The sequence below is a fragment of the Pedobacter cryoconitis genome, from assembly GCF_014207135.1.
GTDB lineage: Bacteria > Bacteroidota > Bacteroidia > Sphingobacteriales > Sphingobacteriaceae > Pedobacter > Pedobacter cryoconitis_D.
The window spans coordinates 336,479-361,239 of sequence record NZ_JACHCC010000006.1 but is presented as its reverse complement, the minus strand read 5'-3'; the positions used below and the strand labels follow the sequence as shown (position 1 = coordinate 361,239).

The following is a 24,761-nucleotide window of genomic DNA, read 5'->3' as shown; positions in this document are numbered from 1 at the left end:
ACGGGAGGTATTCGTGGGCATTTGACGAACACAATATTAACTCTTATGGAATATCAAAGACAGGTGTTCCACCGACTACTTTATATTTATAAGACCTGGTTTGGAAACTACCATTCTCTTGTTGCAAACGGACATTCAACTGGTAAGGTCCATCATGATTTGTTCTGAATTCACTAAAAGGCATCGCGACATAAAAACTGTCTAAACCAACCGGGGGACTGGTCCATACCGATGTATCATAATCTTTATTCACCCCGATATCCTGAATATTTCCGTTGGCATCATAAGTCCCCGGATCATTGTAGAAATTGAGTGAATTGACTTTGGTATTAGTTGTAAATTTCCCCGAGACGATAATATTGTTATCCAGCACTTTGGCATGGAAACTACTGATTGAAGTAACAGGTGCGACATACCAGCCGGTTTTAGTAACCGTACTAAAACATTGATTGTTAGCTAAAGTTGCACAATCGGCCCGCGTCAGGAAAGTTGGTGTCTTTAAATAGGATGTATTTCCTGCCCCCATCAGGGATGTCCCGTTCGCAGCACAATCCGTTTTCAGTCCGCCGTTATGTGCCAGCCCCAGGCCATGCCCCAGTTCATGAAAAAGACCACCGATATAAGCAGTTTTACCTGCTTTCGCATCATCAAACATCGTTGGATAATCTACAGCAAAACAGGAGTTCCCACCTACATAACCAAAGAAGGCCCTGCCATTGGCATCATCATGATCCTTACAACCCAGGATCATCAATAATGTTTCACTTGTTTTTTCTGAAGGATGGGCAGCAAAATAGGCATCCACCTCTGACCGGATGACCCCGCTTTTTGCAGAGACATAATAGGCCTGGTCGTTAACACCAGTAATCGTAGTAATTTTAATCAGGTTCTTACTGTTCTTCAGCAAGCCGAAGGTATTTTTACCATAACCGTTTTTATCCATCCAGTCTCTGTAGAAATCCTGGCATTGCAGCATATAAGAACTGATGCGCTGCCGGTAATTTGAATCTGGTGTACGGTCTTTCCCGATAAAATAAATCACATTGAGATTATAGGGCACCGCAGATGTGTAATCAGATAAAGAATCGATACTATGCGTGCTTTTTAATCTTCCGGTATCGGGAGAATCACTCAACTCTTTTTTTTTACAGGAGATAAGACATAACAGCACCACAATCAGGAATGGCGCTCTGTTTTTCAATAAGTTTTTAATGGATTTCATAGTTAAAGGGTTTATAATCTAATATACCCTGAACTATGATGTTGTCTGATTTGTATTTTATTCAAAAAATAAACGCAATCGTTTGATATTCAATTTCAAACGATTGAAATTCTATTTACCGCTATACTTTTAAATCTACATGAGTAGACACAACTTCTTTAGGAAAAAAGATGGAAGCATGTTTATTGAAGTCCTGATCATCACCTGAAGTATAGAATTGCATCTTCCCTTCTTTGCCCAACTGGCTTTCTATTTCGGGATGATTCGCCAGATATTTTTTCAGACTGCCTGCTACTATTTCTCCCTGGGCTACCAATTGTATCCCTTCAGGAAGATAAGCTGCTATCTTAGGAATTAACAGTGGGTAATGGGTACAAGCCAGTAATATGGCATCGATATCAGGGGACTGCTCCAACAGGTTATCGATATACTTGCGAACGAAATAATCTGCTCCCTCATTGACATGTTCATTATTTTCTATCAGTGGAACCCACATCGGGCAACTTTGCTGAATGACTTTAATTTCGGGGTAAAGATGATGGATCTCCAGAAGATAGGACTCTGAGTTTACAGTCCCTCTGGTGCCCATGACTCCAATGGTATCAGATACTGTATAAGAACCAATCACCTCGGCAGTCGGGCGGATCACACCAAGTACGCGGTAACCGGGATATTTGAAAGGCAGTACTTTCTGCTGAATGGTACGCAGGGCCTTTGCTGAAGCAGTATTGCAAGCGAGGATAACCAATGGGCAGCCTTGCGCGAATAACCACTCTACGCATTCTAAGGTGTACTGGTAAATAGTCTCATAGGAATGATCTCCATAAGGGGCACGGGCATTATCACCGAAATAGATATAATTGTAATCAGGTAACTGATCTGCGATTGATCCAAAGACTGTCAAACCACCATAACCCGAATCAAAAATACCTATGGATTTCTTATTTATCATGACAAAAAAAAACGGCACCGGGGAAATACCCGGTGCCGCAATTTAAATATTTTTTAAGATTATTTCTTAGGCGCTGGAGTTGCAGATGCAGAGATCCCTAATTTAGTTTTAACCAAAGCAGTGATATCATCACCACCTTCCCATGCTAACAGGTTGTTTGCACCATTCTGTGCTGAACTGTCAAATACATAAGCTAAACCTTTTTCTCTCGCTACAGCTTTAACTGCAGTCTGGAATTTAGCGTTTAATGGTGCTAATAATTCACCTTGTTTAGTAGCAAGATCTTGTTGAGCTTTCTGGCTTGCTTCACCGATACGTTTTTCCATATCCTGTAATTCAGCACCCATAGCTTGTAATTCTTTACCTACTGTTTCTTTGTTAGCTTCACTTAAAGTTTTGTTTTTAGCAACCGCTGCTTCGTACTTTACAGAATACTCACTTTTCATTTTTTCAACTTCAGCTTGTTTCTGTTTGCTAAGAGCTTCTAAAGTAGCCGATGCAGTTTTCGCTTCAGGCATTACTGCAAAAATAGCTTCAGAATCAAGATGTGCAATTTTTTGTTGAGCACTAGCAACATTAGCAGTAAATACTAAACCAGCTGCTACAAAAAATACGTTAATTAACTTTCTCATTTTTATTGTTCTTAATAATTGTTTTTAAAATTTATTTAGGTGTGTCTATTTTACGGTGTTTGGTTTATAACCTAATCTGATAATAACATCATTGCTCAGATCGTAATTACTGCTTGCATAAATCATCATGGTCGCTTCGCTGCTTTTATCAAAGATAAAGTCAAGAAACTTAGTTTTTGCAAGATCAGAAATCACAGCAGTTACTTTGTCCTGGATAGGCTTCAATAATTTTGCCCTGGTCTGGAAAAGCTCACCATCCGGTCCGAATTTCTGACGCTGGAATTCTTTAGCTGCTTTTTCTTTTTCAATAATATCATTTTCTCTGCGCTTACGCATATCATCAGTCAACAACACCTGGTCCGCCTGATAAGCCTTATACATTTTGTCAATCGAAGTAAAATTAGCATCGACATCTTTCTGCCACTGCTGAGACAATACGTTAAGTTGATTCTGAGCAGATTTATATTCAGGTAGATTCTTTAGAATGTACTCTGTATCTACATAAGCAAACTTTTGTGCAAAAGCGCCAAATCCTGCGAAAACCAAAAACCCGATTAAAATAACTTTCTTCATTTTTCTATTAATTAAATCCACCCAATTGCTGAGCGATACTAAATGTGAAATTCTGTTTACCCCCATCAGTAACTCCGGGAATTTTATCAAACGGAAATCCATAATCGATACCCAACATTCCAAATATCGGTAAAAATATTCTAGCTCCAATACCTGCAGACCTTCTAATGTTAAAAGGATTAAAATCTGAAAACTTGTTCCAGGTATTACCACCCTCAGCAAAACCCACAAGGTAAGCTGTTGCCTGCTGACTTGCAATAACAGGATATCTTATTTCCATTACATATTTACTGTAGATCGGGCTACCTGAAGCTGTTGCATTATTAACCTGGGTAGTTGTCGTAGCTGTTGCCGGAATAACCACGTTGTTCGCATAACCACGCATCGTGATTAACTCTGATCCCTGAAGAAAATCGAATCCCTGCATACCATCACCACCTAGTTTAAACCTTTCAAAAGCTGACTGACCTACAGCCTGGTTGTATGATCCTAAGAATCCGAACTGAGCCTGAGCTTTCACTACAAACTTACCAGCCAGTCTCTGGAACCACTGTCCTTCAAATTTCCATTTGTGATATTCAGTAAATTTATAACGTTCCTTATCTGATGCTGTTGCATAGTTCACATTGTTTAGCAATGAATACGGAGGCGTTGCCTGTACCGTGAATTTAAAATATGAACCTTCAGTCGGGAAGATCGGTGAATTTCTTGAATCTCTGCTGATCTCCTGAGTTAAGTTAAAGTTATATGAAGTTCCAGTGCTGAATAAATAACCTGGATAATTGTTCAGGATATACTGTTGTATGTTAATGGCATGAGATATCTGGAAATAGTTATCAGGCCATTTCAATTTTCTTCCCAAACTAACAGTCACACCGTTTAAACGGATCTTCTGCTGAGCAGTACCTGAACCACCATTCGAAGAAAGAGAGGTGAAAGCACTTAAACCAAAACTCACTGGTTTTTTACCACCTAACCATGGCTCAGAGAAAGAGAAACTGTAAGACTGGTAGTACTGACCGTTGGTCTGACCACGAAGACTTAATTTCTGTCCATCACCTTTAGGTAGTGGTTTGTAAGCTTTTGGATTTAATATATTTCTTAAAGAGAAGTTGTTAAAAGTTAAACCAACTGTTCCGATGACACGACCACCACCAAAACCACCTGATAATTCTACCTGATCGGAAGGTTTCTCTTCTACAGCATACTCAATATCTACAGTACCATCAGAAGGATTAGGTTTCGGAGTCGGTACGGTTTTAGATTCATCAAAGTTACCCAGCTGACCTAAATCACGTACTGTACGAACTAACAAATCTTTGGAAAATTTATCACCCGGTCTTGTACGAACCTCACGTAATACAACCCTGTCATTCGTGATTGTATTTCCTTTTACAGTAATCCTGTTATTGGTATACTGTGGTCCTTCATAGATCCTGATTTCTAAATCTACAGTATCGTTGTATATTTTTGTCTGAACAGGCTCAACGTTAAAAGTCAGGTAACCATCATTCAGATAAATACTCGATACGTCATCGCTTTCTGCACCGTTACCATGAAGTTTGGTATTCAGTTTTTCTTCGCTGAAAACTTCACCTTTCTCCAGACCCAATACTTTGGTCAGATCCTTTGTTGCATATTTTGCATTTCCGGACCAGGTAATATTTCCGATGTAATATTTAGGACCTTCGTATAAATCAATTTTAATCCCTACAGATTTATCATTGTATCTGTAAGTGGTATCTTTGATGATCACCGCATCACGGTAACCTTTATCCTGCATTTTAGCAATCAGCTTCTCTTTATCCTCTTTATATTTATCCTGGCTGAATTTACCAGAACCAAAGACTTTGTAAAATGCCTGCTGCTTGGTTTTTTTAAGATACTTACGCAGGGTAGCTGCCTTAAAATCCTTATTACCTGTAAAGTTGATCTCATGCACCTTTACCTTGTTTCCCTTATTTACAAAAATCTGTAATACCACCCCATTTTCCATATTCGGATCAGGTTTGGTTTTGTAGTCAACTTTAGTAAAGAAATAGCCCTTCTCAGCCAGGTATTTATTGATTATCGCTGTCGTACTGTTGTAAGTATTTTCATTGATAATGGTTTTACCTGATTTTGAATTCAGCTTCTCTGTAATATCCGTTTTCTGTGATTTACTCAGACCATTCAGTTCGAATGAACTTAAACGGGGCCTTTCAACTACCTGAATATCAAAATAAACAGTATCGAGATCTACCTTTGAAATATTCAATTCAATATCATCAAACAGGCCCTGTGCCCAAAGTGTTTTAATGGCATTGGAAGTAGCATCACCCGGAAGTAAAACCTTTTCACCTTTAATTAACTTGGAAAGTGTGATAATAACTTCCTTGTCAATAAACTTTGCGCCACTTAAAGTAGTTCCTCCTATGATATATTCTTTAGGTTGAAAATAGTCCATATCTGTTCCGCCAACTTTTAGGCTCGGGGTATTGGGATTGGACTTTGGACGGGTAATCTGTGCCATCGTCGGAAGCCCGATCAATAGCAATAATATGAGTTGGTATATTCTTTTCATTTACAATCTAAAAAACGTTGCTAAGTTAATTTAAACACATGTTAAAAAGTGTTAAAAGTAAAATTAGTTCAACTGTTCACTAATTTTACCGAAGCGACGCTCGCGCTTTTGGTAGTCTACAATTGCTTCAAAAAGGTCTTCCCTTCTGAAATCGGGCCATAAAGTTTCTGTAAAATAGAGTTCCGTATAAGCCATCTGCCATAGCAGAAAATTACTTATGCGATGCTCTCCGCTGGTACGGATCATCAACTCAGGATCCGGGATATTTAAAGTAGTTAACTGAGAAGAAAATCGCTCCTCATTAATTTCATCTACTTTGATTTTCCCTTCCTGAACCAGTACAGCCAATTTTTTTGCGGCTTCCAGGATTTCCCATTTAGCGCTATAACTTAAGGCAAGGGTCAGCGTACAGGTTGTATTTCCTGCCGTTTTTTCCATCGCACTCTTTAAATCATCTATACATTGCTGAGGTAAGGAAGCAATATCCCCGATTGCATTTAACCGGATATTATTTTTATTCAGTGTATCCGTTTCATTATTGATTGTAGCAATCAGCAATTCCATCAAAGCATTGACTTCATCAATAGGACGGTTCCAGTTTTCAGTTGAAAAAGCATAAATCGTCAGATATTTTACACCTATATCTGCACAACCTTCCACAATATCCTTCACGGATAACACCCCACTTTCATGTCCGAAAGACCTGAATTTACCTTGATTTTTAGCCCATCTTCCATTACCATCCATTATAATAGCGATGTGTTCAGGTAAGCGACTAGTATCGATTTGTTCTTTAAATCCCATTTATTTGTGCAAATATGGCTAAAATGTCTAACATTCAGAAGAATGGCAAGTTTTTAATATGAAGATATCAAAGTTATAAGTTATTTTGTTTATTTCTACCATATCCTGGAAGCAAAACGAAGGATATGTACATTTTATGTTAGATGAGGTAAGAAAATTGATCAGAATTTATAACACTTATCGGAAGTGAATGTATAGGAAAGACCTACATGGACGAAGAAATAAGTATCATTTTTAACATAATTTCCCCGCTGGCTTCCCGGCGGAAAGTTCTGTCCTGAAGGATCTGACAGGTTAAACCCATTCTTTCCAAGAGCAGATACCAGCGGATATTTATCTCCGACATCATCCAGATAATCTGTTTTTGCGGTCCGGTACCCCAGTTGTGTAAATACAGCTAAGCGTTCTCCGATCCTGTATTTCATTCCTACTCCATAAGGAATACTGACTGCATAGTTTTTATATTTCTTACCCTCTGTCTGGTAATATCTTAATTCATATTCGACACCATCATACCTGGCTTTCGGATTGAACAACACTCCGCCAACACCTGCAAACATATAGGGTGTGAACTTCTTGGTCCCTCCCCCGGCAAAATACTCCAGAAAGTTAAAATCTACCTGTACACTCAATTCATTCAGGGAAGTAGAGAAATTGAGATTACGGGCTCTCAGGCTCGCATCATCAGAATTTGCATCATTAGCTTCGACATGACCATAATTATAATGGATACCGATAGCCCAGTAAGGATCTAGATTGTCTTTCACAAAGACACCAAAAGCAACACCGCTGGGTTTGAAAAGATCCTTTGGATTAAGATCTCCGATATATCCCGCAGCCCCCGCATTGGCTCCTATTTCTATAATCTGAGCATGTGCAGCTGTAGACAAAAAACATCCCAGAATAACAGAAAATACAATCTCTTTATACCTCATTTTAATAGTTACGTGTATCAATTCCCCAAAGCAATTTGTTCCTTAAGGTAGTCAGATAACTTTCATTATTCAAACGGATCAGGTTGACATGAAAAGCTGCTTTACTGACAATGATCTTTACAGACCTGTCCACTGTCGCCGTTCTGGAGTCGCAGGACACCAGAAATTTGGTACTCCGGGCTTCTACTTCAAACCGCAGTGTAACATCATCCGGAATAATTACTGGTCTCACATTCAGGTTATGAGGTGCAATCGGGGTAATTACAAAATTCTGTGCACTGGGAAAAATAATAGGGCCACCACAACTTAATGAATAAGCAGTTGAGCCTGTAGGAGTAGCTATAATTAGTCCATCGGCCCAGTATGAATTGATAAATTCATCATTCATATAAGCATGAATAATCATCATGGCTGTATTATCACGCCTGTGAATAGTGATGTCATTCAACGCAAAATTCTCTTCTCCAAAAAGGTTGTGCTTAGACTCTACATTCAGCAGGGTACGTTTATCCAGGGTATATTCCTGGTTAACCAATGCCTCAATGGCATTTCTGATCTCATTTTTATTGATACTTGCCAGGAAACCCAATCTTCCGAAGTTAATTCCTATAACCGGAATCCCGGAATCCCGGATCAGGGCAAGTGTATCGAGTAAAGTTCCATCACCTCCCAGACTGATCAGAATAGTTGCAGGATCGCGTAATTCAAGATGATTGGAAAAGGTTTGAAGGCCCACAGGGAGTTTTACCTTGTCTTCAATAAAGTCATAGTACTCTTTATATACCAATGTCTTGATCCCCATCTGCTGAAGGGCATTAAAGACATCCTGTACAAAGGGTAAAACGCTATTATTAAACTCTCTGCCGTAAATTGCAATCTTCATTCGGTAAATATTGTGTGTTGAATGGTTATAGTAATGAACTAAACATTTAAATAACTCATTAACAAATTGTATCTGTCTTCGGTCCCGTTATCTGTTATGGTACTGTTAAAAACTGCTTTGACCTGATAATCATACCGCTCGAATGCGGATATAATACCAGAAAGCTCTGTTTTATTAATTTTCAGTGTCACCTCTAACCGTGTGGAATCAGGGAAATTCTGGACATAAGAGGATAGGATTTGTGCATTATCAGCCTCTACGATCTGGGCCATATGCGATAAGGAATTGTTACGGTTACTGATTTCCAGAACGATAATCCCACCCGGTTCTTTTACAGCAAAAATATCCGAGGTGTATTTCAATAAATCATGAATAGAAATAACACCCAGATAGTTTTTTTTATAATCCAGTACAGGGACCACTGAAAGTTTCAGCTGGTCAAATATTCTGATAACATCATAGACATGTACGTCCTGGTAAACAAATGGATTCAGAATAGTCAGTGAAAGGGTTCCGATGGGTTCTTCCACATTTCTGATTTCCAGCAGGTGATCTTCGGCAACTATACCGAGAAAAGTGCCATTATTGAGTACCGGTAAATGCGTGAGCTTGAACTCAGCCATCCTATCCAATGCAGTATGTACCGTTTCAGAGGTCTGTAGTGGAGGGATCGAATTGGATATGAGTTCGGATGCAAACATATTTATTTCAGTAAAATTCTATCTAAAAAAGTATTCAGATAATTATTAAAAATTTCGGGATGCTCCATCATAGGTACATGTCCGCATTTATCAACCCAGTTCAATTCAGAATTGGGTAACAGCTGATGGAATTCTTCAGCCACATCAGGAGGTGTTACCTGATCATTTTTACCCCAGATTAAAGAAACCGGGATAGTAATTTTATTCAGCTCTTTAGACATATTATGACGGATCGCAGATTTTGCCAGCGCCAGAATACGGATAACTCTTGACCTTTCGTTTACTGTTTTGTAGATTTCATCCACCATCTCTTTAGTGGCAATAGACGGATCATAAAAAGTAAACTCTACCTTTTCCCGGATATAATCATAACTTTCTCTTCTCGGGAAAGTACCACCAAATGCATTTTCATATAAACCAGAACTACCTGTCAGGACTAATGCTTTCACGCTTTCCTGATGTGCTGCTGTCACAATCAATCCCAGATGTCCGCCTAAAGAGTTACCAATAAGGACAACCTGACCCAATTTCTTGAATTTGATAAATTTATGAATGTATTTAGCCAGGCTTTTAACACCCAGTGTCAGGATAGGCAGTTCATATATTGGTAAAATTGGCACCAGTACATTGTAGCTTTCTTTAAAATGATCAATAACCAGCTCCCAATTACTCAATTCTCCCATCAAACCATGAAGTAATACCAGGGTCTCGCCTTTGCCGGCCTCTATATACTTAAACCCATCCTCTTCTATTACTTCGTATTTCATGTATATATAATTTATTATTTCTTAGATTGCTACTAAGTTAGTCGCCTAATTTAATTTTAACCAAAAAAAACTGTTAATTTTAAAAATAAAGTTCTGCTGAGATCTAACTAACACAATTTATGCCAATTGGGTTTTCACAATTTCAGCAATCAATTTGCCATCTGCTTTACCAGCCAGTTCTTTATTTGCCAGGCCCATGATGCGTCCCATATCTTTTACCGAGCTCGCACCTGATTCTTTAATAAGCGCTGCAATAATGCCTTCTACTTCTTCTTTACTTAATTGCTTTGGCATAAACTGACTGATCACTTCAATTTCTTCCTCTTCAATCACTGACAAATCTTCTCTGCCTTGTTGTTTGTATATATCAGCAGATTCTTTTCTTTGTTTAATCAGGCGCTGAAGGATCTTCATTTCTGCATCCTCAGTAATCTCTTCGGCAGAGCCTTTTTCTGTTCTCGCCAGCAATAAAGCAGCTTTAATTGCACGTAAGCCTCTCAGTGTTGCCTGATCTTTAGCTAACATTGCTTTTTTTATTTCCTGATCTATAATTGTTGATACCATATAATTTTGATTCTATTTTATTGTTTTCTGTTTACTAAAGTTGCAGATGCCTGTGCTGTTGGCATAATCAACATATCATTAATATTTACATGTGCAGGACGACTAACTACAAACCAGATCGCATCTGCTATATCCTGGGCAAGCAAAGGCTCTAGCCCCTCATAAACTTTTTTGGCTTTATCTTCATCGCCCTTAAAACGGACTACAGAAAATTCTGTTTCCACCATACCCGGATTAATCGCTGTCACTTTGATCCCATAAGGAAGAAGGTCCATACGCATTCCTTTATTTAGGGCATCAACAGCATGTTTTGTCGCACAGTATACATTACCGTTAGGATATACCTCTTTACCAGCAATAGATCCGATATTAATAATGTGGCCTTTTTTCGCTTTGATCATCCAGCCGGAAACTATCTTAGTCACATAAAGCAATCCCTTGACGTTGGTATCGATCATGGTATCCCAGTCATTGGTGTCCCCTTTATCAATCGGATCCAGTCCCTGACTTAAACCTGCATTATTGATCAGAACATCTACCTGTTTCCAGTCTTCCGGCAGGCTTTCTAAAACCTGGGTCAATACAGTATTATCCCTGACATCAGCAATCAGCGTCTGAATGGCTATACCGTACTTATCTGTAAGATGTTTGGCGATCTCGTCCAGTTTTTCTGCTCTTCTGGCTACCAGAACCAGTTGATACCCCTGTTGTGCAAACAAGTGTGCACATGATTTACCTATTCCTGAAGTCGCTCCTGTAATTAATGCTATTTTCATCCTTGTATTGTTTTTTATCTGCAATTGAGACAAAGCTATATTTTTTTATCAGCGGCACATCATTCGAAGAATAAACTGAATGTTACGTGACGCAGCATTAATTTATCAATTGGTGCATTGTAAGCATTAATTACCTTGCTATCCATAATATCACTTAAAGAATAAGACAGCTTAATTTCCGGAGACATTTTGAAATATTCAAAATATAAATCCATTCCAAATGCAGCTTCAACAGAGATAAAGTTCTTTTTATTTTTCAGAAATTTATCTAATTCAGCAGCCCCGGCATCATCTGTTTTTTTCTTAGAGGCAATATCCATTGAATATTTTGCTCCGTAAAGCATATAGGCCCTGAAGTTATTTCTCCGGTTAGATTTGATTTTGATCCCCAGCGGAAATTCAACCATCGTAGCAACTACCTTCTTTTCGACATTACCTACATATAACGGATCTGTAACATCATATTCATATTCCATCAGCCTGTCTGTAAAAACCAGCGTAGGCGTCAGGCGCACATCAAGATTATTACTTAACCTGCCATTCACGACAAAGCCAATTCCAAAACCGGGAGATGGCTTACTATATAATGAAGTTAAGGAAGGAGTTATCGGCAGGTTCTGCGGATTATCCACAACAGGTACATAAGGTAAACGCCAGTCCGCTTTTTTTACAACTTTATAGCTGGAGCTGGTATATTGAAAGGTAAAGCCAAAATGGACCAGTTCGTCATCTACACCGCCACCCCAGTTCTGAGCCCTGGCAGCAACGAATGGTAAAAGAAGAAGAACCAGCAGGCTTAGCTTTAATCTCATTTATTTATATTAACCTTTTATACCAGTATATATTGTACTGATCCCAAATGTCAGTGGCCTGTACTTTGTATTTTTATATCCTACCTTATCCATGACCGTGGTCAGGGCCTCTCCGTCCGGGAAAGCTACGGCAGATTCATTTAAGTAAGTATATGCTCTGGCATCTTTGGAAAACATTTTCCCAAAAACCGGCAGGAGGTGTTTAAAGTAAAAATTATAAAGTTGTTTTACCGGAAAAACTACTGGTTTTGAAAATTCAAGGATCACAATTTTTCCGCCTGGCTTGAGCACACGTAACATATCGGATAATCCTTTTTCAAGGTTTTCGTAATTTCTCACCCCAAAGGCAACTGTAATCGCATCAAAATAATTGTCTTCAAAACGAAGCCCTTCAGAATCTCCGGTTTCAACGGTAAAAACATGCTGTAAATTACGCTCTGTAATCTTTTTCCGGGCAACATCCAGCATTCCCACAGAAATATCGACACCAATAATCTTTTTTGGCTGAAGTATTTTGATAGCTTCAAAAGCAAGATCCCCTGTACCTGTCGCAACATCCAGAATAGTCTGGGGTTTCAGGGCTGATAATTCACGAATGGCCTTTTTACGCCAAATAATGTCTATTCCTACAGAAAGAAAATGATTCAGGAAGTCATAAGTACCTGCAATGTTATCAAACATTGTACTCACTTGTTCCTTTTTTGTTATCGTAGCAGATTGGTATGGAGTTATTTTTTCGCTCATGGTATGGGGCAAAGATAAGTATTGTTGAAAACTAATTTTCTACCTTTGTCAAATGATTATAAAATCAGCAACATTTATTTGCAGTAATACCAAGATTTCAGCACTGCCTGTAGCCAACATGCCGGAATATGCTTTTATTGGCCGTTCTAATGTAGGAAAATCTTCTTTGATCAATATGCTGGTGAATCAGCATGGTCTGGCAAAAACGTCCCAAAAACCTGGAAAAACACAGTTAATCAACCATTTTCTGGTTAATGAAAAATGGTATATCGTCGATTTACCTGGTTATGGCTACGCTAAAGTCTCCAAAAACAGCCGCGAGAGCTGGGAGAAGTTTATCCGTAATTATATTACCAAGAGAGAAAGCCTGCAATGTGTATTTGTCTTAATCGACAGCCGCATCCCACCGCAAAAAATCGATATTGAGTTTTGCTGCTGGATGGGTGAGATACAAATACCTTTTGTACTCGCTTTCACCAAAGCCGACAAACAGTCTATCACGAAAACCAATCAGACTGTAGCCTTGTTTAAGAAAGAGCTTTCAGGCTGGTTCGAAGAGATTCCACCGATATTCATTACTTCGGCAGAGAAACAGGCGGGAAGAGATGAAATACTGAATTTCATTGAGCAGACCAATCTTGATTTTGCGATGCCAATCTTAACTCCAGAAGAAGATTTTTAATATCAACCCCAAATGAAGAAATATTTTTCACTGGTGCTTTTCGCACATTCAATTTTCGCCTTACCTTTTGCGATGATTGGTTTCTTTTTAGGCGTTACCACTACGGATCACCCCTTCAACTGGGTGATTTTGTTATTAGTACTCCTTTGCATGGTCTTTGCAAGAAATTCGGCAATGGCTTTTAACAGATATCTGGACAGGGATATAGACGCCAAAAATCCGCGGACTAATATGCGCGATATCCCGGCCGGAAGAGTTTCAGCAAACGAAGCCCTTATTTTTGTAATCGTTAACTGCGTACTTTTTATTATTACAACAGCATTTATTAACAGACTCTGTTTATACCTCTCCCCTGTCGCCCTTTTTGTTGTCCTGTTTTACAGTTACACCAAAAGGTTTACAGCATTATGCCATATGGTACTCGGATTGGGTCTATCTCTGGCTCCTATAGGTGCATATATTGCGGTAACCGGCGAATTTAATATTGTTCCGGTCCTTTATTCACTGGCAGTATTATTCTGGGTAAGTGGTTTTGATATTATTTATGCGCTGCAGGACGAAGAGTTTGACAAGGGAGAAAAATTACATTCTATTCCTTCGGCCATTGGCAGAAAAAGAGCACTTCGTCTTTCAGAGGTTCTGCATGTTTTTTCTGCAATATGTGTCATTCTGCCTTTAATATTTACCCCTTTCAGCTGGGCTTATTACCTGGGTGTGGCTTTCTTTTGTTCTATGTTGATCTATCAGCATCTGCTGGTTAAACCAAATGACATCAGTAAAGTAAACAGGGCATTTGCTACTACCAACGGACTGGCTTCAGTGATTTTTGCTGCCTGCTTTTTACTGGACGCTTTTTTAAGAACAATCTGCAAATTCTAAACCTATGATCAATCTAATTATACCGAAAAAAACCAGAGTATATATTCCTCAGGACCTTGAAATCAAATGGGATAATCTCTCTCCTATCCTGGATGAGTTACTGAACAGATCAATCAGTAATGTCGCTGAACTGGAAAAATGGCTGAAAGACAAAAGTGAATTTGAAGCTGCACTGGAAGAAGATTTTGCCTGGAGATATATCAAAATGAGCTGTGATACAGCTAATGAAGAACTGGTGAATAGTTTTCAGTATTTCGCTACCGAGATCGAGCCTAAGATATCTCCTGTGGCAAATCTGTTGAACAAAAAGCTGGCAGACAGTCCATTTATTGATGAGCTGGATCAGGCTAAATACTTTGTTTATTTAAGAGCGGTCAAAAAAGCACTGGAGATATACAGGGATGAAAACGTAGAATTATTTACTAAACTACAGGTTACACAACAAAAATATCAGGCGACTACAGGCGCGATGAGTGTCGTGATCAATGAGCAGGAATATACCCTTGAGCAGGCTGCTAATTTTATTAAAGATACCGACCGGGCTGTACGTGAACAGGCATGGGAAACTATACAGCAACGCCGTCTTTTAGATAAAGATGCTTTGAACATAGTTTTTGATGAATTAGTATCGATGCGTCATCAGGTATCACTAAATGCCGGATTCGAAAACTACCGGGATTATATGTTCCAGGCTTTAGGCAGATTTGACTATAGCCCTAAAGATTGTTATGCTTTTCATGAAGCTATAGAAAAAGAAATTGTCCCTATTTTAAAACAACAGGCAGAAAAAAGAGCAGAATTATTGGGTCTTGAAGAACTGAAGCCATGGGATATGGAAGTCAGTACTTCAGGGAAAGCAGCACTTAAACCTTTCCGTAACGGAGAGGAACTGATTGAAAAAACGATTGCAGCTTTTAGTGCTATCGATCCCAAATTAGGCCAGATGCTTTCGGTGATGAAAGCAAATAACCTGTTTGATGTGGAAAGCAGAAAAGGTAAAGCTCCAGGAGGATATAACTATCCACTGGCAGAAACTGGCGCGCCTTTTATTTTTATGAATTCGGCAGGTTCACTCAGAGACCTGACTACGATGGTTCATGAAGGTGGACATGCAGTACATACTTTTCTGACTGCTGATCTGGAACTGAATGACTTTAAACATTGTCCTTCTGAAGTTGCAGAGCTGGCTTCCATGAGTATGGAATTAATTTCTATGGATCAGTGGCATATTTATTTTGACGATCCTGCCGAGCTGATCCGTGCAAAAAAAGAACAATTGCAGGATGTACTCAAAACACTTCCATGGGTAGCCGTGATCGATCAGTTTCAACACTGGATTTACACGAATCCAACACATAATGCTGCAGACCGGGAAACCGCTTTCAAACAAATTTATGAGCGTTTTGGTGCTGGCTTTGCAAACTGGGACGGACTGGATCAGGAATTTGGAAATTTATGGCAGAAACAACTGCACCTGTACCAGGTACCATTCTATTATATAGAGTATGCCATTGCACAACTGGGTGCTATTGCGATCTGGAAAAACTATAAGGAAAATCCGGAAAAAGCATTACAGCAATACCTGGATGCTTTAGCGCTTGGCTATACAAAACCTATGAATGAAATCTATGAAACTGCAGGAATTAAGTTTGATTTCAGTGTGAGTTATATCAGGGAATTGGCTTCATTTGTAAAAGATGAACTAGATAAATTGGGTTAGTTCTATAATATTTTTATAATTTCAGCGAATCAATCTAACCAAATTGCCCATTATGTTTGAAAATCTTTTCAGAAAAAAATCAATTACTAAAATATTAGAAGATGCCGAAAAGGGCTATGGCGATCATGGTGCACATTTAAACAAAACATTGGGGGTAAGGGACCTTACCGCATTTGGTATAGCAGCAATTATTGGAGCAGGAATTTTCAGTACGATCGGAAAAGCGAGTGCAGACGGAGGACCGGCGGTCATCTTCTTATTTATATTCACTGCGGTTGCCTGCAGTTTTGCAGCCTTTGCCTATGCTGAATTTGCCTCCATGGTTCCGGTATCAGGAAGTGCCTACACTTATTCTTATGTTGCCTTCGGAGAATTGGTAGCCTGGATTATAGGCTGGTCACTCATTATGGAGTATGCTATCGGGAATATTACCGTCGCTATCTCCTGGTCGGATTATTTTACGGGTTTACTCTCTTCTATCCGGATACCGGCATTAGGGATAAACGGGATTAATCTCCCAGACTGGACGACTATGGATTATCTGACGGCATTCAATGGTCATAAACATGCTGAAGCCTTATTAAATGCAGGTAAAAGCTTTGCCAATCTGGATGACGCAACCCGGATTGCTAATAATGCATGGATTACTGCACCTAAAATTGGTAATTTTCACGTTGTAGCCGATCTGCCTGCACTAGGCATTATCATATTAATTACCTGGTTGGTTTACAGAGGAATGAAAGAATCCAAAAATGCCAGTAATGCCATGGTAATTGTAAAACTGGCAGTCATCTTACTGGTTCTTTCTGTTGGAATTTTCTATGTAGATGTTAAAAACTGGAACCCTTTTGCACCAAACGGAGTTTCTGGTATCCTCAAAGGAGTCTCTGCTGTGTTCTTTGCTTATATTGGTTTTGATGCCATTTCCACAACTGCTGAGGAATGTAAAAACCCACAGCGGGATTTACCCAGAGGGATGATGTGGGCAATCATAATCTGTACTGTATTATATGTAGCGATTGCACTGGTATTAACTGGTATTGTAAGATATGATTTACTGGCAGTAGGTGATCCGCTGGCTTTCGTATTCGACCATATCAATCTTAAACTGATGAGTGGTATTATTGCTGTCAGTGCTGTATTTGCAATGGCAAGTGTACTGCTTGTTTTTCAAATGGGCCAGCCAAGGATCTGGATGAGTATGAGTCGGGACGGGTTATTACCTAAAAAATTCTCTAAAATACATCCGGTTTATAAAACGCCATCCTTTGCTACTATTGTCGTAGGTTTTGTGGTTGCTGTTCCTTCGTTGTTTATGAACCTGACCATCGTTACAGATCTGTGTTCTATAGGTACATTATTTGCCTTTGTACTTGTTTGTGCCGGTGTACTGGTTTTACAAAACAAAACTGATATCCCAAGGGGTAAATTCAAAACTCCGTATGTAAATTCAAAATATATCATTCCGTTTGCATTTATAGGTCTTATTGTTCTTGGATTCACCTACTTTAAAACGGAGACTTCTAATTTCATCACCAATAAAGATAAGGTACGTGACCCGATCAGTTTCATTACTTTACTCAACAGCACTGAACTGAGCAGTATTAAAACTGAAATCAAGGCAGAACAGAAATTACTGAATGTAATTGAGAAAAATGTAGATTCTGAAGCCTACTTAAATAGTCTTACCCCGGAGCAGTACCAAAGTTTTATGGATAGAAGTACTGTTAGTGCAGACAAGAAATTTGAAAGTGGCTGGTCTTTGTTTAAGCATAAAATCCCGATGTGGATTTTCTTTGTGATCTGTCTGGTAATTGCTTATTTCTGCGTCACCAAGAACCTATCATTAATTCCTGTTTTAGGACTACTGAGCTGTTTATATATGATGTGCGAATTAGGTATTTCCAACTGGATAGGTTTCGGCATATGGCTGGTTGTAGGCCTTGTCGTGTACTTTATGTATGGATTTCATCACAGCAAACTGAATGTAAAGAACAATCCTGCTTAGAGGTAGGTATTAATACAACAAATCCGTCTTTTGAAATGATCAGAAGACGGATTTGTTGTATTCGGATAAAATGGTTTCTAATCAGGAAATGATAAACAATTCCGGAAAAAGGTTCATCAATTCAGCAATCCCCCATATCAGCAAAGCCATACCCAGGATTCCAGGGATTTTCCTATGTTCCCAATTCCAGCCAAGTAAAGATGGGACCTCCCAATACTTAATCAGTACATAAAGAAATAATCCACCCAGACCAGACCAGCTAATCAAATTAACACCTAACTTACTACCAACAAGTACACAGGCGCACAGATATACAATTGTAATCAACTGTACCCATATATAGTTTTTAAAACCACTATTACCTACGAAAAAGTCATCAACAGAAAAGCATAACAATAAAAATATCAGCAATAAAGTAATTGTCACCAAAGGTGATACTGGTGTCACAGGTATAAACAACAGACCAACCCACAATATCATCGTCAGCACAATATAAGAAGCTAATACTACATTTTTGTTCTGGTATTTAGTCGGAAAAGGCAGGAACAATATGCTCAACCGGGGCAATAACCAGTTTACCGGTGGAAATGAGTATAATGTAATCAAAGCCATTACACTTATTTCAAAAGGGTACCATGCATCTTCACAAACATAGATTAACCATCCCATTGCCAATACAGTAGTCAATGAAGGCATAGTTATTTGCAACAAAACCTCTTTTACATTGAAATCCCTGAAGTTATGCCTAAAAGAATCCCAATATAATCTATGAAATCTTCTTCTTGTAGTCATCGCTGTTAGCTGTGTCCATAGTAACACAAGGCCAAGCTGCACTGCTATTGTACGAAACATCAAATCCTGTATTTTCACCCCCCAGATAAGCGCAATCAATGCAATTAGCAACAATTGAACCTTAAGTATTTTAGGTGAAAAGAGCAACTGAAATACAGGAGCCAGATACTTAACTGCCAGGTCATATATTCTATACCAAAACCGCTTCAAAAGAATTAATAAAGCCCCAACTGCAATTAAAGCTGCCGCTCCCATGAGAAGACGGGATGCAGTAAATATCCCCATTAATGCCCGTAAACGTGACGGTTGTTTAATATTGTAAACCAATTCCGTATTAACTATTAAATCAGCAGACAGGATATTTGCCTGTTCTTTAGTCAGCCTGTTTAATTCAGTTTGATGTTTAACCCAATAACTGGTTGCTGTTGCCGAATCGCTATAGGTACGCAAGGTGCCATATTGATACAAGACGGTTTTCTGTCTGGGTGATAGTCCTGTCATTATTTTAGCCAGATCATAATCAGGCTCAGCACGGGGAATCAATAAAAGGAAGACTAGTATCTTAAACATTCAAACAGGTTATAATTCGTCTAATATATCAATTCTCCACATTGAATTCTCCCAGATACTGCGTCTGCGACACAAATTTATGATCCTCAGACGCAAAGAAAATCCATACATGCACCTTATTATCAAATGCAGATGGCAAATTAACTTCAAGACCCAATTCACTTCTCTGGGGAGGAATCGGGTTGATAAATATCTTTTTTCCGTGATGATATATAAATGAATAAATCCGGTCTGTAGGTTTTGTCCCATCATATTCCGGCAGCTCATCTGCTTCCCAGGATATTTTGATTTTTTTACCAGACGCCATCCCCGATACATTAAATCCGTTATCAATTTCAGTTGTATAATCTGCAGGTTCACTTAACTTCACCCGAGCATAATCCATACCAAAATCAGGATACATACCACTAATTGAATGTTTTAGGTTATACAGCATGGCGTAGTTCATCGCATTCATCTTTTTAGGTACCTTTTGAAAACTAAAATGGACCACAGACTGAACCATACGCAGAAATTTGCCTGCTATTCTGAACTTAGACTGCTGAGCATCCAGTAAAACTGCAGTCTTTTTCGATACTGATTTTGGCTTACTTTTGCCAACATACTTATCTTTCCACTTAACAATTACTAACGCACCTATTTTCCCGGTGAACACTCCTATTGAGCCTTGCTTTAAGATTGCCATAATTATTTACTTTTCAATTTATTTCCAGCCTGTATTTACCAGATAACCTGGCCCGCATAAATACTGTTCGAAACCCTTTTTCGATTTTCAGAGATGAATGAGATATAAGTTTCCAGTAATAATGGTTTTCTTCTTTTCCGAATGGATAAACTGGCTTCCCCCTCACTTCTCCTACCAGCATTCAATTGAAATACAGTACCTGAACTGCCTGGAGCATAAGCCATCAGCATTACCTGGTCATTTCCGTTTACCCCCACCTCAGTAAAGCTGGCATCCCAGTTAAAAATCAACCCTTCCTCCGTCCGGCGTACAGAAATATTCGGTGTAACCGGCATCTTGCCACGGCTAAATAAAACTTTTGTAAAATCTATTCGCTGCTCAGGGTAGGTACCTGAAATTGCATTTAACCGGTTATAAGAAGTGGCGACAGTATAATAACTCTTAAGTTCAAGTTTTCCTTCCAGTTCAAACCCAACAGCAATGAAGCTTTTAACAGGTTTCAGTAAAGCTGTCGTCAGGGCAGTTACCTGCCTGCTCCTTAATACTGGAACCGTAGGTACATCTGTGCGTAAACCAATTGTTCTCTTTACGAGTTTTCCATATCGCCAATAGGTGACTGTATTACCAATCCTGCCTGTAAAACCATCATTCGAACCTTTGCTAAATATCGCCATAATCGCAGATTTTTATATAAACTATACCATATTAACAATATAGATATTAAAATCCAGTATAAAAATAATATTACAACAAATATTAACCCTATACTTCCCCTCAGTTTATTACGTCTTCGACACGCGTATGATACGGGTTTGAAACGCACTGCCCCGTTTCAAACCCGTATCACATACGTATCAGATCCACTTTAGAGACAGCTGGAATATAGGGCGTCACGCCTTTAAAGAATAATGAATAGACACCGTACCAATACAAAAAGCCGTCCCCTACTTACGTAGAAGACGGCCTTCAGGAATATGCTCTAAAAAAAATATTTACTGCGGGATCAGGCTAATTGCTTTTTCCAGTTGCGGATCAATTCCTGCATCAAGGGCAGCTTTATTGTACTTCACTTCTACATCGGGAGGAAAACCCAATCCTTCATAAATCTTTCCATCTTTATAACGCATCATTAAAGTCGAAGTATAGACCAGGCTCATGAAATCTGTTTTAAATTGTCCTCCATTATAAAAATCGTCATTGCCAACCAATGGGCCGTTACCTCCCCAGGTACGCTCCCCGACAAAAGTAGTATTCCCCGCAGGTAATGCTTTCAATGCCATCGTGGTCATCTCAGCCATACTCACAGAATTCAGATCGGCTAATACCACAATCGGGGCAGTGAATGCTTTTGCATCTTTGGCAGGATGAACACGGGCATCTATCCAGGGTGTATAATCCAGACGTCCCATTCCTCCTTTCGAGCGTGTCGCTCCAATACTATAGGATTTGTCAGTCAGGGCGCCCACCAGAAGATCCAGATCTGCCAGTGCACCACCGCCATTACTTCTTACATCCATAATAATCCCCTTCAGACCAGCCGTATTTTGTAACTGATCAAAATAATATTTGAGTGTCTTCTGTGCATTATTTGGAGTAGGTGATCCATAAACTGTCTTCAGCCTGAAACTGTTAAAATGGAGATAGAGAATATTATTTTTAATCTTCCCGGCTACTGCAAAAAACTGGCTTCCATCCGAAAAATTGAGAACCCCTTTCACATAACCCGGATCAAGATATTTTGGCGGGATAGTACTATAAAAGAAATTAGGGTTAATATTTCCATGGTATCCGGGTTGCTTTGAATGTCTTATACCAGAAGGACTGATATAAGTAGCCGAGTCTTTCACATATTTACTGTTAATCTGTAAAGCATAATGCGAATCAACCAGCTGTGATGTCATTTCCTTAAAATAGGTATATGATTTCCTGACGTCAGTAGAATCATTGATATTCATCTGAGCGAATAAAGGTTTGTATTTTTTGTATACATCATCCCAGTTAGTTGGGTCTATATCCCAAAAAATGTAGTTATTATTCATTCCGTTCCAGTAGGCTTCAAAAGCTTCGCTGAAATTCCCGGAAATGTAACGTTCAGGCTGATTAATCTGAGGTAGTTCTTTCCGGCAGGAAGTGACTGTAGTGATGATCAGGATGCAAACTGCGGCCCGGAACATATTTTTATATAGAAATAGGTAAGTTGATTTCATAAAATTGTGATAATTGATGTTAATTAATAGCCTCCTTATTTGCCTAACCGATACATACATCCTACCTGGATGACGAAAGTATCATTATAGCGGGGGATCTGACTGAGCATATAGTTCTTTTGCTGATCAGTCAGTGCACGATAGTATCTCCCTTCTGCAAAAAGCTCATACCGTGGTTTAAGCTGATAGCTGACACCTGTTCCTGCAAGCACACCTAATTCAATCCGGCGGTCGCGACGGCTGTCGAAATTATATTGCTCATCATAGTTATATCCAGGTATGTAATCCAGATATCTTTTGGATTGAAAATCATCAGGAACAACATTAGGTTGCCCAAAAACATCGAGCTGTGTTCCCTTAATATGTGAGGCTGTCCAATAACCCGCATATCCCCCGAGATTGAAGAACCCTTTGAGTTTATGCCCACCGAATGTAAAATGTGCCATCAGCGGCAACTGAATATAACTGTTCGTATTTTTCTGATAAACTCCTTCAAAAAAACCAGAACGTTCAATCCGGTTACTTTTACGTATAAACTGCGGATCGGCCTGTACACCGAACCAGTCATTCAGCGTATACTTAACCGGTATACCAATGTTAAAACCTTCTTCAGGTTTGTACCCTGTAAAAGCTCTGAACCCGGAATTGGTAAAGAGATAATTTTTGTTGTACCCAGCTTCAAGTCCTAAAGACCATTGGGCATGCGAGGTCAGTGTCCCTGCTATAATGCAGAGAACAAAAAGCAAACACTTTTTTTTCATAGATATTGGTTCAGGTTTAAATTGTTTTTAAAATTAATAAAATATCGACAAAAAGCCAACAAAAATAATCAATAAAACAATTTTGAAATTATAGAAACAATGCCAACAAACGCTGGCCGCGTGACATTTATCAGTATTGTTACGTATAAAAAAGACCCTATTATTGTTATAATTGAGCGGTAACTGTTAAATTGTGTTAAATATTGTTTAGAAGATAAATTCTTTAATTATTCTGCGGAATTATTCACTACTTTTGTTGCAATAGATGAATACAAAAACTAAAACGGTCTCACTGATTTACTTGATTTGCATATTTTGCATCAGTTTATGTTGTGCAACCACAGTTTTTGCGCAAAGGGCTGACAGTACCAGCAAATACAAAAGAATAGTCAGGACCCCACAGATCAGAGGAGATGTCCCTTCTTATAAACCCAGCTATCTTCCTGGTTCAGGTTTCACCCCCTATAACAGCCTGCTTTCACACAGCAGATCAGGTAACGGCAGACCCGATAAAATCCTTTCTGTACTTAAAGTTTATCCTAATCCTGTTGATGACCAGATCAATCTTACCCTGCGTCTGGAACGTGAATCAAACCTGTCTATTAAAATCATGGATTTATTAGGCAATGAAGTGGTTACCTTATCCAACGAGCGTTTATCTGCAGGTGAGCAGACTAAAACGTTTACTATTCCCAACCGTCTGAACAGTGGAATTTACTTCCTTCGTTTTGTTGCCGGTTCAGAGACGGTAGTTAAACGGATCTCAATTTTATAATTCTGCTTTTTCCCGCTAATTTCTCCCTCCCAGGATTAGAAAATACTTTTATAAGTCTTTTTTTACCGGATATAATTTACTTTTACAGTGCATGCAGAAGCATGCTAAGATAAAGGATCAGTTATTATATACCTATTTGAATGAAAGTAATTGCCATTGGCCGAAACTACGCTGCTCACGCTAAAGAACTAAATAACCCACTTCCTTCAAGTCCTGTAATTTTTTTAAAACCAGACACGGCTGTCCTGAAGGATAACAAACCTTTTTATATTCCTGAATTCTCTTCAGATATCCATTATGAACTGGAAGTTGTACTTAAAGTTTGTAAGGAAGGAAAACATATTGCAGAAAAATTTGCCAGTAATTATTTTGAGGAAATTGGCCTGGGCATAGACTTCACTGCCCGTGATATTCAAACTATACATAAAGAAAAGGGCTTACCCTGGGAATTGGCTAAAGCATTCGACAACTCGGCTGCAATCAGTCATTTTATTCCAAAATCACAGGTAGCAGATATCAATGATCTGCAGTTTGAACTCAAAATAAATGGGGAGACCCGTCAGAATGGAAACACAAAAAATATTCTGTTTTCGTTTGAAAAAATCATCGCTTTCGTTTCACAGTATATCACCCTAAAAAAAGGAGACCTCATTTTTACCGGAACTCCTGAAGGAGTCGGACAGGTACACCAGGGTGACAAGCTCGAAGCCTGGATTGGTGAAGAGCAATTTCTGAATTTTGACATAAAATAAAT

General features: G+C 38.9%; 25 protein-coding genes. 6 read left to right on the top strand and 19 right to left on the bottom strand.

Going from position 1 to position 24,761, the window contains the following annotated elements; all coding sequences use genetic code 11:
* Positions 1-43: 43 nt before the first annotated feature.
* The 14 genes from HDF25_RS13380 to ubiE form a co-directional block, all read right to left on the bottom strand.
* Positions 44-1,222: a hypothetical protein gene (locus HDF25_RS13380; protein ID WP_184625464.1), complete on the bottom strand. Its 1,179-nt coding sequence runs from the start codon at positions 1,220-1,222 to the stop codon at positions 44-46.
* Between the two features lie 121 nt (positions 1,223-1,343).
* Positions 1,344-2,174, bottom strand: a complete 831-nt coding sequence (gene murI, locus HDF25_RS13375; protein WP_184625462.1) for a glutamate racemase — start codon at positions 2,172-2,174, stop codon at positions 1,344-1,346.
* Positions 2,175-2,233: 59 nt separating this feature from the next.
* Complete coding sequence (locus HDF25_RS13370; RefSeq protein WP_184625460.1) at positions 2,234-2,806, bottom strand: OmpH family outer membrane protein; 573 nt, start codon at positions 2,804-2,806, stop codon at positions 2,234-2,236.
* 45 nt (positions 2,807-2,851) lie between these two features.
* On the bottom strand, positions 2,852-3,379 hold the full coding sequence (locus HDF25_RS13365) for an OmpH family outer membrane protein (RefSeq protein WP_184625458.1): 528 nt from the start codon (positions 3,377-3,379) through the stop codon (positions 2,852-2,854).
* Between the two features lie 7 nt (positions 3,380-3,386).
* On the bottom strand, positions 3,387-5,942 hold the full coding sequence (gene bamA / locus HDF25_RS13360; RefSeq protein ID WP_260409371.1) for an outer membrane protein assembly factor BamA: 2,556 nt from the start codon (positions 5,940-5,942) through the stop codon (positions 3,387-3,389).
* A 63-nt stretch (positions 5,943-6,005) separates the two neighbouring features.
* Positions 6,006-6,746, bottom strand: coding sequence for an isoprenyl transferase (locus tag HDF25_RS13355; RefSeq protein ID WP_184625456.1), 741 nt, complete (start codon positions 6,744-6,746; stop codon positions 6,006-6,008).
* A 161-nt stretch (positions 6,747-6,907) separates the two neighbouring features.
* Positions 6,908-7,681, bottom strand: coding sequence for a DUF6089 family protein (locus tag HDF25_RS13350; protein WP_184625454.1), 774 nt, complete (start codon positions 7,679-7,681; stop codon positions 6,908-6,910).
* A 1-nt stretch (position 7,682) separates the two neighbouring features.
* Positions 7,683-8,564, bottom strand: coding sequence for an NAD kinase (locus HDF25_RS13345; protein WP_184625452.1), 882 nt, complete (start codon positions 8,562-8,564; stop codon positions 7,683-7,685).
* A gap of 38 nt (positions 8,565-8,602) precedes the next feature.
* Positions 8,603-9,265, bottom strand: a complete 663-nt coding sequence (locus tag HDF25_RS13340) for a CBS domain-containing protein (protein ID WP_184625450.1) — start codon at positions 9,263-9,265, stop codon at positions 8,603-8,605.
* Between the two features lie 2 nt (positions 9,266-9,267).
* Positions 9,268-10,032 (bottom strand): alpha/beta fold hydrolase, encoded by a 765-nt coding sequence (locus tag HDF25_RS13335; protein ID WP_184625449.1) that lies wholly within the window; start codon positions 10,030-10,032, stop codon positions 9,268-9,270.
* A gap of 117 nt (positions 10,033-10,149) precedes the next feature.
* Positions 10,150-10,596 (bottom strand): GatB/YqeY domain-containing protein, encoded by a 447-nt coding sequence (locus tag HDF25_RS13330; RefSeq protein ID WP_184625447.1) that lies wholly within the window; start codon positions 10,594-10,596, stop codon positions 10,150-10,152.
* 17 nt (positions 10,597-10,613) lie between these two features.
* The gene (locus tag HDF25_RS13325) at positions 10,614-11,372 is read right to left on the bottom strand and encodes an SDR family oxidoreductase (protein WP_184625445.1); all 759 of its coding nucleotides are present in this window, start codon (positions 11,370-11,372) and stop codon (positions 10,614-10,616) included.
* Positions 11,373-11,431: 59 nt separating this feature from the next.
* Entirely contained in the window at positions 11,432-12,184 is a 753-nt protein-coding gene (locus HDF25_RS13320) for an outer membrane beta-barrel protein (RefSeq protein ID WP_184625443.1), read from the bottom strand.
* A gap of 9 nt (positions 12,185-12,193) precedes the next feature.
* A complete protein-coding gene (gene ubiE / locus HDF25_RS13315; RefSeq protein ID WP_184625441.1) occupies positions 12,194-12,928 on the bottom strand; it encodes a bifunctional demethylmenaquinone methyltransferase/2-methoxy-6-polyprenyl-1,4-benzoquinol methylase UbiE in 735 nt (244 codons plus the stop codon).
* Positions 12,929-12,980: 52 nt separating this feature from the next.
* Here ubiE and yihA point away from each other — a divergent pair, with 52 nt between their 5' ends.
* The 4 genes from yihA to HDF25_RS13295 are packed head-to-tail and all read left to right on the top strand — an operon-like array spanning position 12,981 to position 18,217.
* On the top strand, positions 12,981-13,610 hold the full coding sequence (yihA, locus tag HDF25_RS13310) for a ribosome biogenesis GTP-binding protein YihA/YsxC (protein WP_184625439.1): 630 nt from the start codon (positions 12,981-12,983) through the stop codon (positions 13,608-13,610).
* A gap of 12 nt (positions 13,611-13,622) precedes the next feature.
* Complete coding sequence (locus HDF25_RS13305; RefSeq protein WP_184625437.1) at positions 13,623-14,489, top strand: UbiA-like polyprenyltransferase; 867 nt, start codon at positions 13,623-13,625, stop codon at positions 14,487-14,489.
* A 4-nt stretch (positions 14,490-14,493) separates the two neighbouring features.
* Positions 14,494-16,209: a M3 family oligoendopeptidase gene (locus HDF25_RS13300; RefSeq protein WP_184625435.1), complete on the top strand. Its 1,716-nt coding sequence runs from the start codon at positions 14,494-14,496 to the stop codon at positions 16,207-16,209.
* Between the two features lie 52 nt (positions 16,210-16,261).
* A complete protein-coding gene (locus HDF25_RS13295; protein WP_184625433.1) occupies positions 16,262-18,217 on the top strand; it encodes an amino acid permease in 1,956 nt (651 codons plus the stop codon).
* An 81-nt stretch (positions 18,218-18,298) separates the two neighbouring features.
* Here the strand turns inward: HDF25_RS13295 and HDF25_RS13290 are convergent, their stop codons facing one another.
* From HDF25_RS13290 to HDF25_RS13270, 5 genes are all read right to left on the bottom strand, one after another.
* Entirely contained in the window at positions 18,299-19,579 is a 1,281-nt protein-coding gene (locus HDF25_RS13290) for a hypothetical protein (protein WP_184625431.1), read from the bottom strand.
* A 28-nt stretch (positions 19,580-19,607) separates the two neighbouring features.
* Positions 19,608-20,264, bottom strand: coding sequence for a DUF6266 family protein (locus HDF25_RS13285; protein ID WP_184625429.1), 657 nt, complete (start codon positions 20,262-20,264; stop codon positions 19,608-19,610).
* Positions 20,265-20,299: 35 nt separating this feature from the next.
* Positions 20,300-20,938: a DUF6266 family protein gene (locus tag HDF25_RS13280; RefSeq protein WP_184625428.1), complete on the bottom strand. Its 639-nt coding sequence runs from the start codon at positions 20,936-20,938 to the stop codon at positions 20,300-20,302.
* Between the two features lie 318 nt (positions 20,939-21,256).
* Positions 21,257-22,471 carry a S41 family peptidase gene (locus HDF25_RS13275; RefSeq protein WP_184625426.1) on the bottom strand — a complete coding sequence of 405 codons (1,215 nt, stop codon included), beginning with the start codon at positions 22,469-22,471 and terminating at the stop codon, positions 21,257-21,259.
* A 35-nt stretch (positions 22,472-22,506) separates the two neighbouring features.
* Positions 22,507-23,232: a porin family protein gene (locus HDF25_RS13270; protein WP_184625424.1), complete on the bottom strand. Its 726-nt coding sequence runs from the start codon at positions 23,230-23,232 to the stop codon at positions 22,507-22,509.
* Positions 23,233-23,497: 265 nt separating this feature from the next.
* On the opposite strand from HDF25_RS13270, the gene HDF25_RS13265 reads away from it, so the two are divergent.
* Together HDF25_RS13265 and HDF25_RS13260 are read left to right on the top strand one after the other, a co-directional pair.
* Positions 23,498-24,007, top strand: a complete 510-nt coding sequence (locus HDF25_RS13265) for a T9SS type A sorting domain-containing protein (protein ID WP_221450900.1) — start codon at positions 23,498-23,500, stop codon at positions 24,005-24,007.
* 140 nt (positions 24,008-24,147) lie between these two features.
* Positions 24,148-24,759: a fumarylacetoacetate hydrolase family protein gene (locus HDF25_RS13260; protein ID WP_184625422.1), complete on the top strand. Its 612-nt coding sequence runs from the start codon at positions 24,148-24,150 to the stop codon at positions 24,757-24,759.
* The last annotated feature ends 2 nt before the right edge of the window (positions 24,760-24,761 follow it).

Bases quoted from the DNA above. Each gene is read 5' to 3' on its own strand.
- HDF25_RS13380 (WP_184625464.1), bottom strand. From the start codon at position 1,222: ATGAAATCCATTAAAAACTTATTGAAAAACAGAGCGCCATTCCTGATT.
- murI (WP_184625462.1), bottom strand. From the start codon at position 2,174: ATGATAAATAAGAAATCCATAGGTATTTTTGATTCGGGTTATGGTGGT.
- HDF25_RS13370 (WP_184625460.1), bottom strand. From the start codon at position 2,806: ATGAGAAAGTTAATTAACGTATTTTTTGTAGCAGCTGGTTTAGTATTT.
- HDF25_RS13365 (WP_184625458.1), bottom strand. From the start codon at position 3,379: ATGAAGAAAGTTATTTTAATCGGGTTTTTGGTTTTCGCAGGATTTGGC.
- bamA (WP_260409371.1), bottom strand. From the start codon at position 5,942: ATGAAAAGAATATACCAACTCATATTATTGCTATTGATCGGGCTTCCG.
- HDF25_RS13355 (WP_184625456.1), bottom strand. From the start codon at position 6,746: ATGGGATTTAAAGAACAAATCGATACTAGTCGCTTACCTGAACACATC.
- HDF25_RS13350 (WP_184625454.1), bottom strand. From the start codon at position 7,681: ATGAGGTATAAAGAGATTGTATTTTCTGTTATTCTGGGATGTTTTTTG.
- HDF25_RS13345 (WP_184625452.1), bottom strand. From the start codon at position 8,564: ATGAAGATTGCAATTTACGGCAGAGAGTTTAATAATAGCGTTTTACCC.
- HDF25_RS13340 (WP_184625450.1), bottom strand. From the start codon at position 9,265: ATGTTTGCATCCGAACTCATATCCAATTCGATCCCTCCACTACAGACC.
- HDF25_RS13335 (WP_184625449.1), bottom strand. From the start codon at position 10,032: ATGAAATACGAAGTAATAGAAGAGGATGGGTTTAAGTATATAGAGGCC.
- HDF25_RS13330 (WP_184625447.1), bottom strand. From the start codon at position 10,596: ATGGTATCAACAATTATAGATCAGGAAATAAAAAAAGCAATGTTAGCT.
- HDF25_RS13325 (WP_184625445.1), bottom strand. From the start codon at position 11,372: ATGAAAATAGCATTAATTACAGGAGCGACTTCAGGAATAGGTAAATCA.
- HDF25_RS13320 (WP_184625443.1), bottom strand. From the start codon at position 12,184: ATGAGATTAAAGCTAAGCCTGCTGGTTCTTCTTCTTTTACCATTCGTT.
- ubiE (WP_184625441.1), bottom strand. From the start codon at position 12,928: ATGAGCGAAAAAATAACTCCATACCAATCTGCTACGATAACAAAAAAG.
- yihA (WP_184625439.1), top strand. From the start codon at position 12,981: ATGATTATAAAATCAGCAACATTTATTTGCAGTAATACCAAGATTTCA.
- HDF25_RS13305 (WP_184625437.1), top strand. From the start codon at position 13,623: ATGAAGAAATATTTTTCACTGGTGCTTTTCGCACATTCAATTTTCGCC.
- HDF25_RS13300 (WP_184625435.1), top strand. From the start codon at position 14,494: ATGATCAATCTAATTATACCGAAAAAAACCAGAGTATATATTCCTCAG.
- HDF25_RS13295 (WP_184625433.1), top strand. From the start codon at position 16,262: ATGTTTGAAAATCTTTTCAGAAAAAAATCAATTACTAAAATATTAGAA.
- HDF25_RS13290 (WP_184625431.1), bottom strand. From the start codon at position 19,579: ATGTTTAAGATACTAGTCTTCCTTTTATTGATTCCCCGTGCTGAGCCT.
- HDF25_RS13285 (WP_184625429.1), bottom strand. From the start codon at position 20,264: ATGGCAATCTTAAAGCAAGGCTCAATAGGAGTGTTCACCGGGAAAATA.
- HDF25_RS13280 (WP_184625428.1), bottom strand. From the start codon at position 20,938: ATGGCGATATTTAGCAAAGGTTCGAATGATGGTTTTACAGGCAGGATT.
- HDF25_RS13275 (WP_184625426.1), bottom strand. From the start codon at position 22,471: ATGAAATCAACTTACCTATTTCTATATAAAAATATGTTCCGGGCCGCA.
- HDF25_RS13270 (WP_184625424.1), bottom strand. From the start codon at position 23,232: ATGAAAAAAAAGTGTTTGCTTTTTGTTCTCTGCATTATAGCAGGGACA.
- HDF25_RS13265 (WP_221450900.1), top strand. From the start codon at position 23,498: ATGAATACAAAAACTAAAACGGTCTCACTGATTTACTTGATTTGCATA.
- HDF25_RS13260 (WP_184625422.1), top strand. From the start codon at position 24,148: ATGAAAGTAATTGCCATTGGCCGAAACTACGCTGCTCACGCTAAAGAA.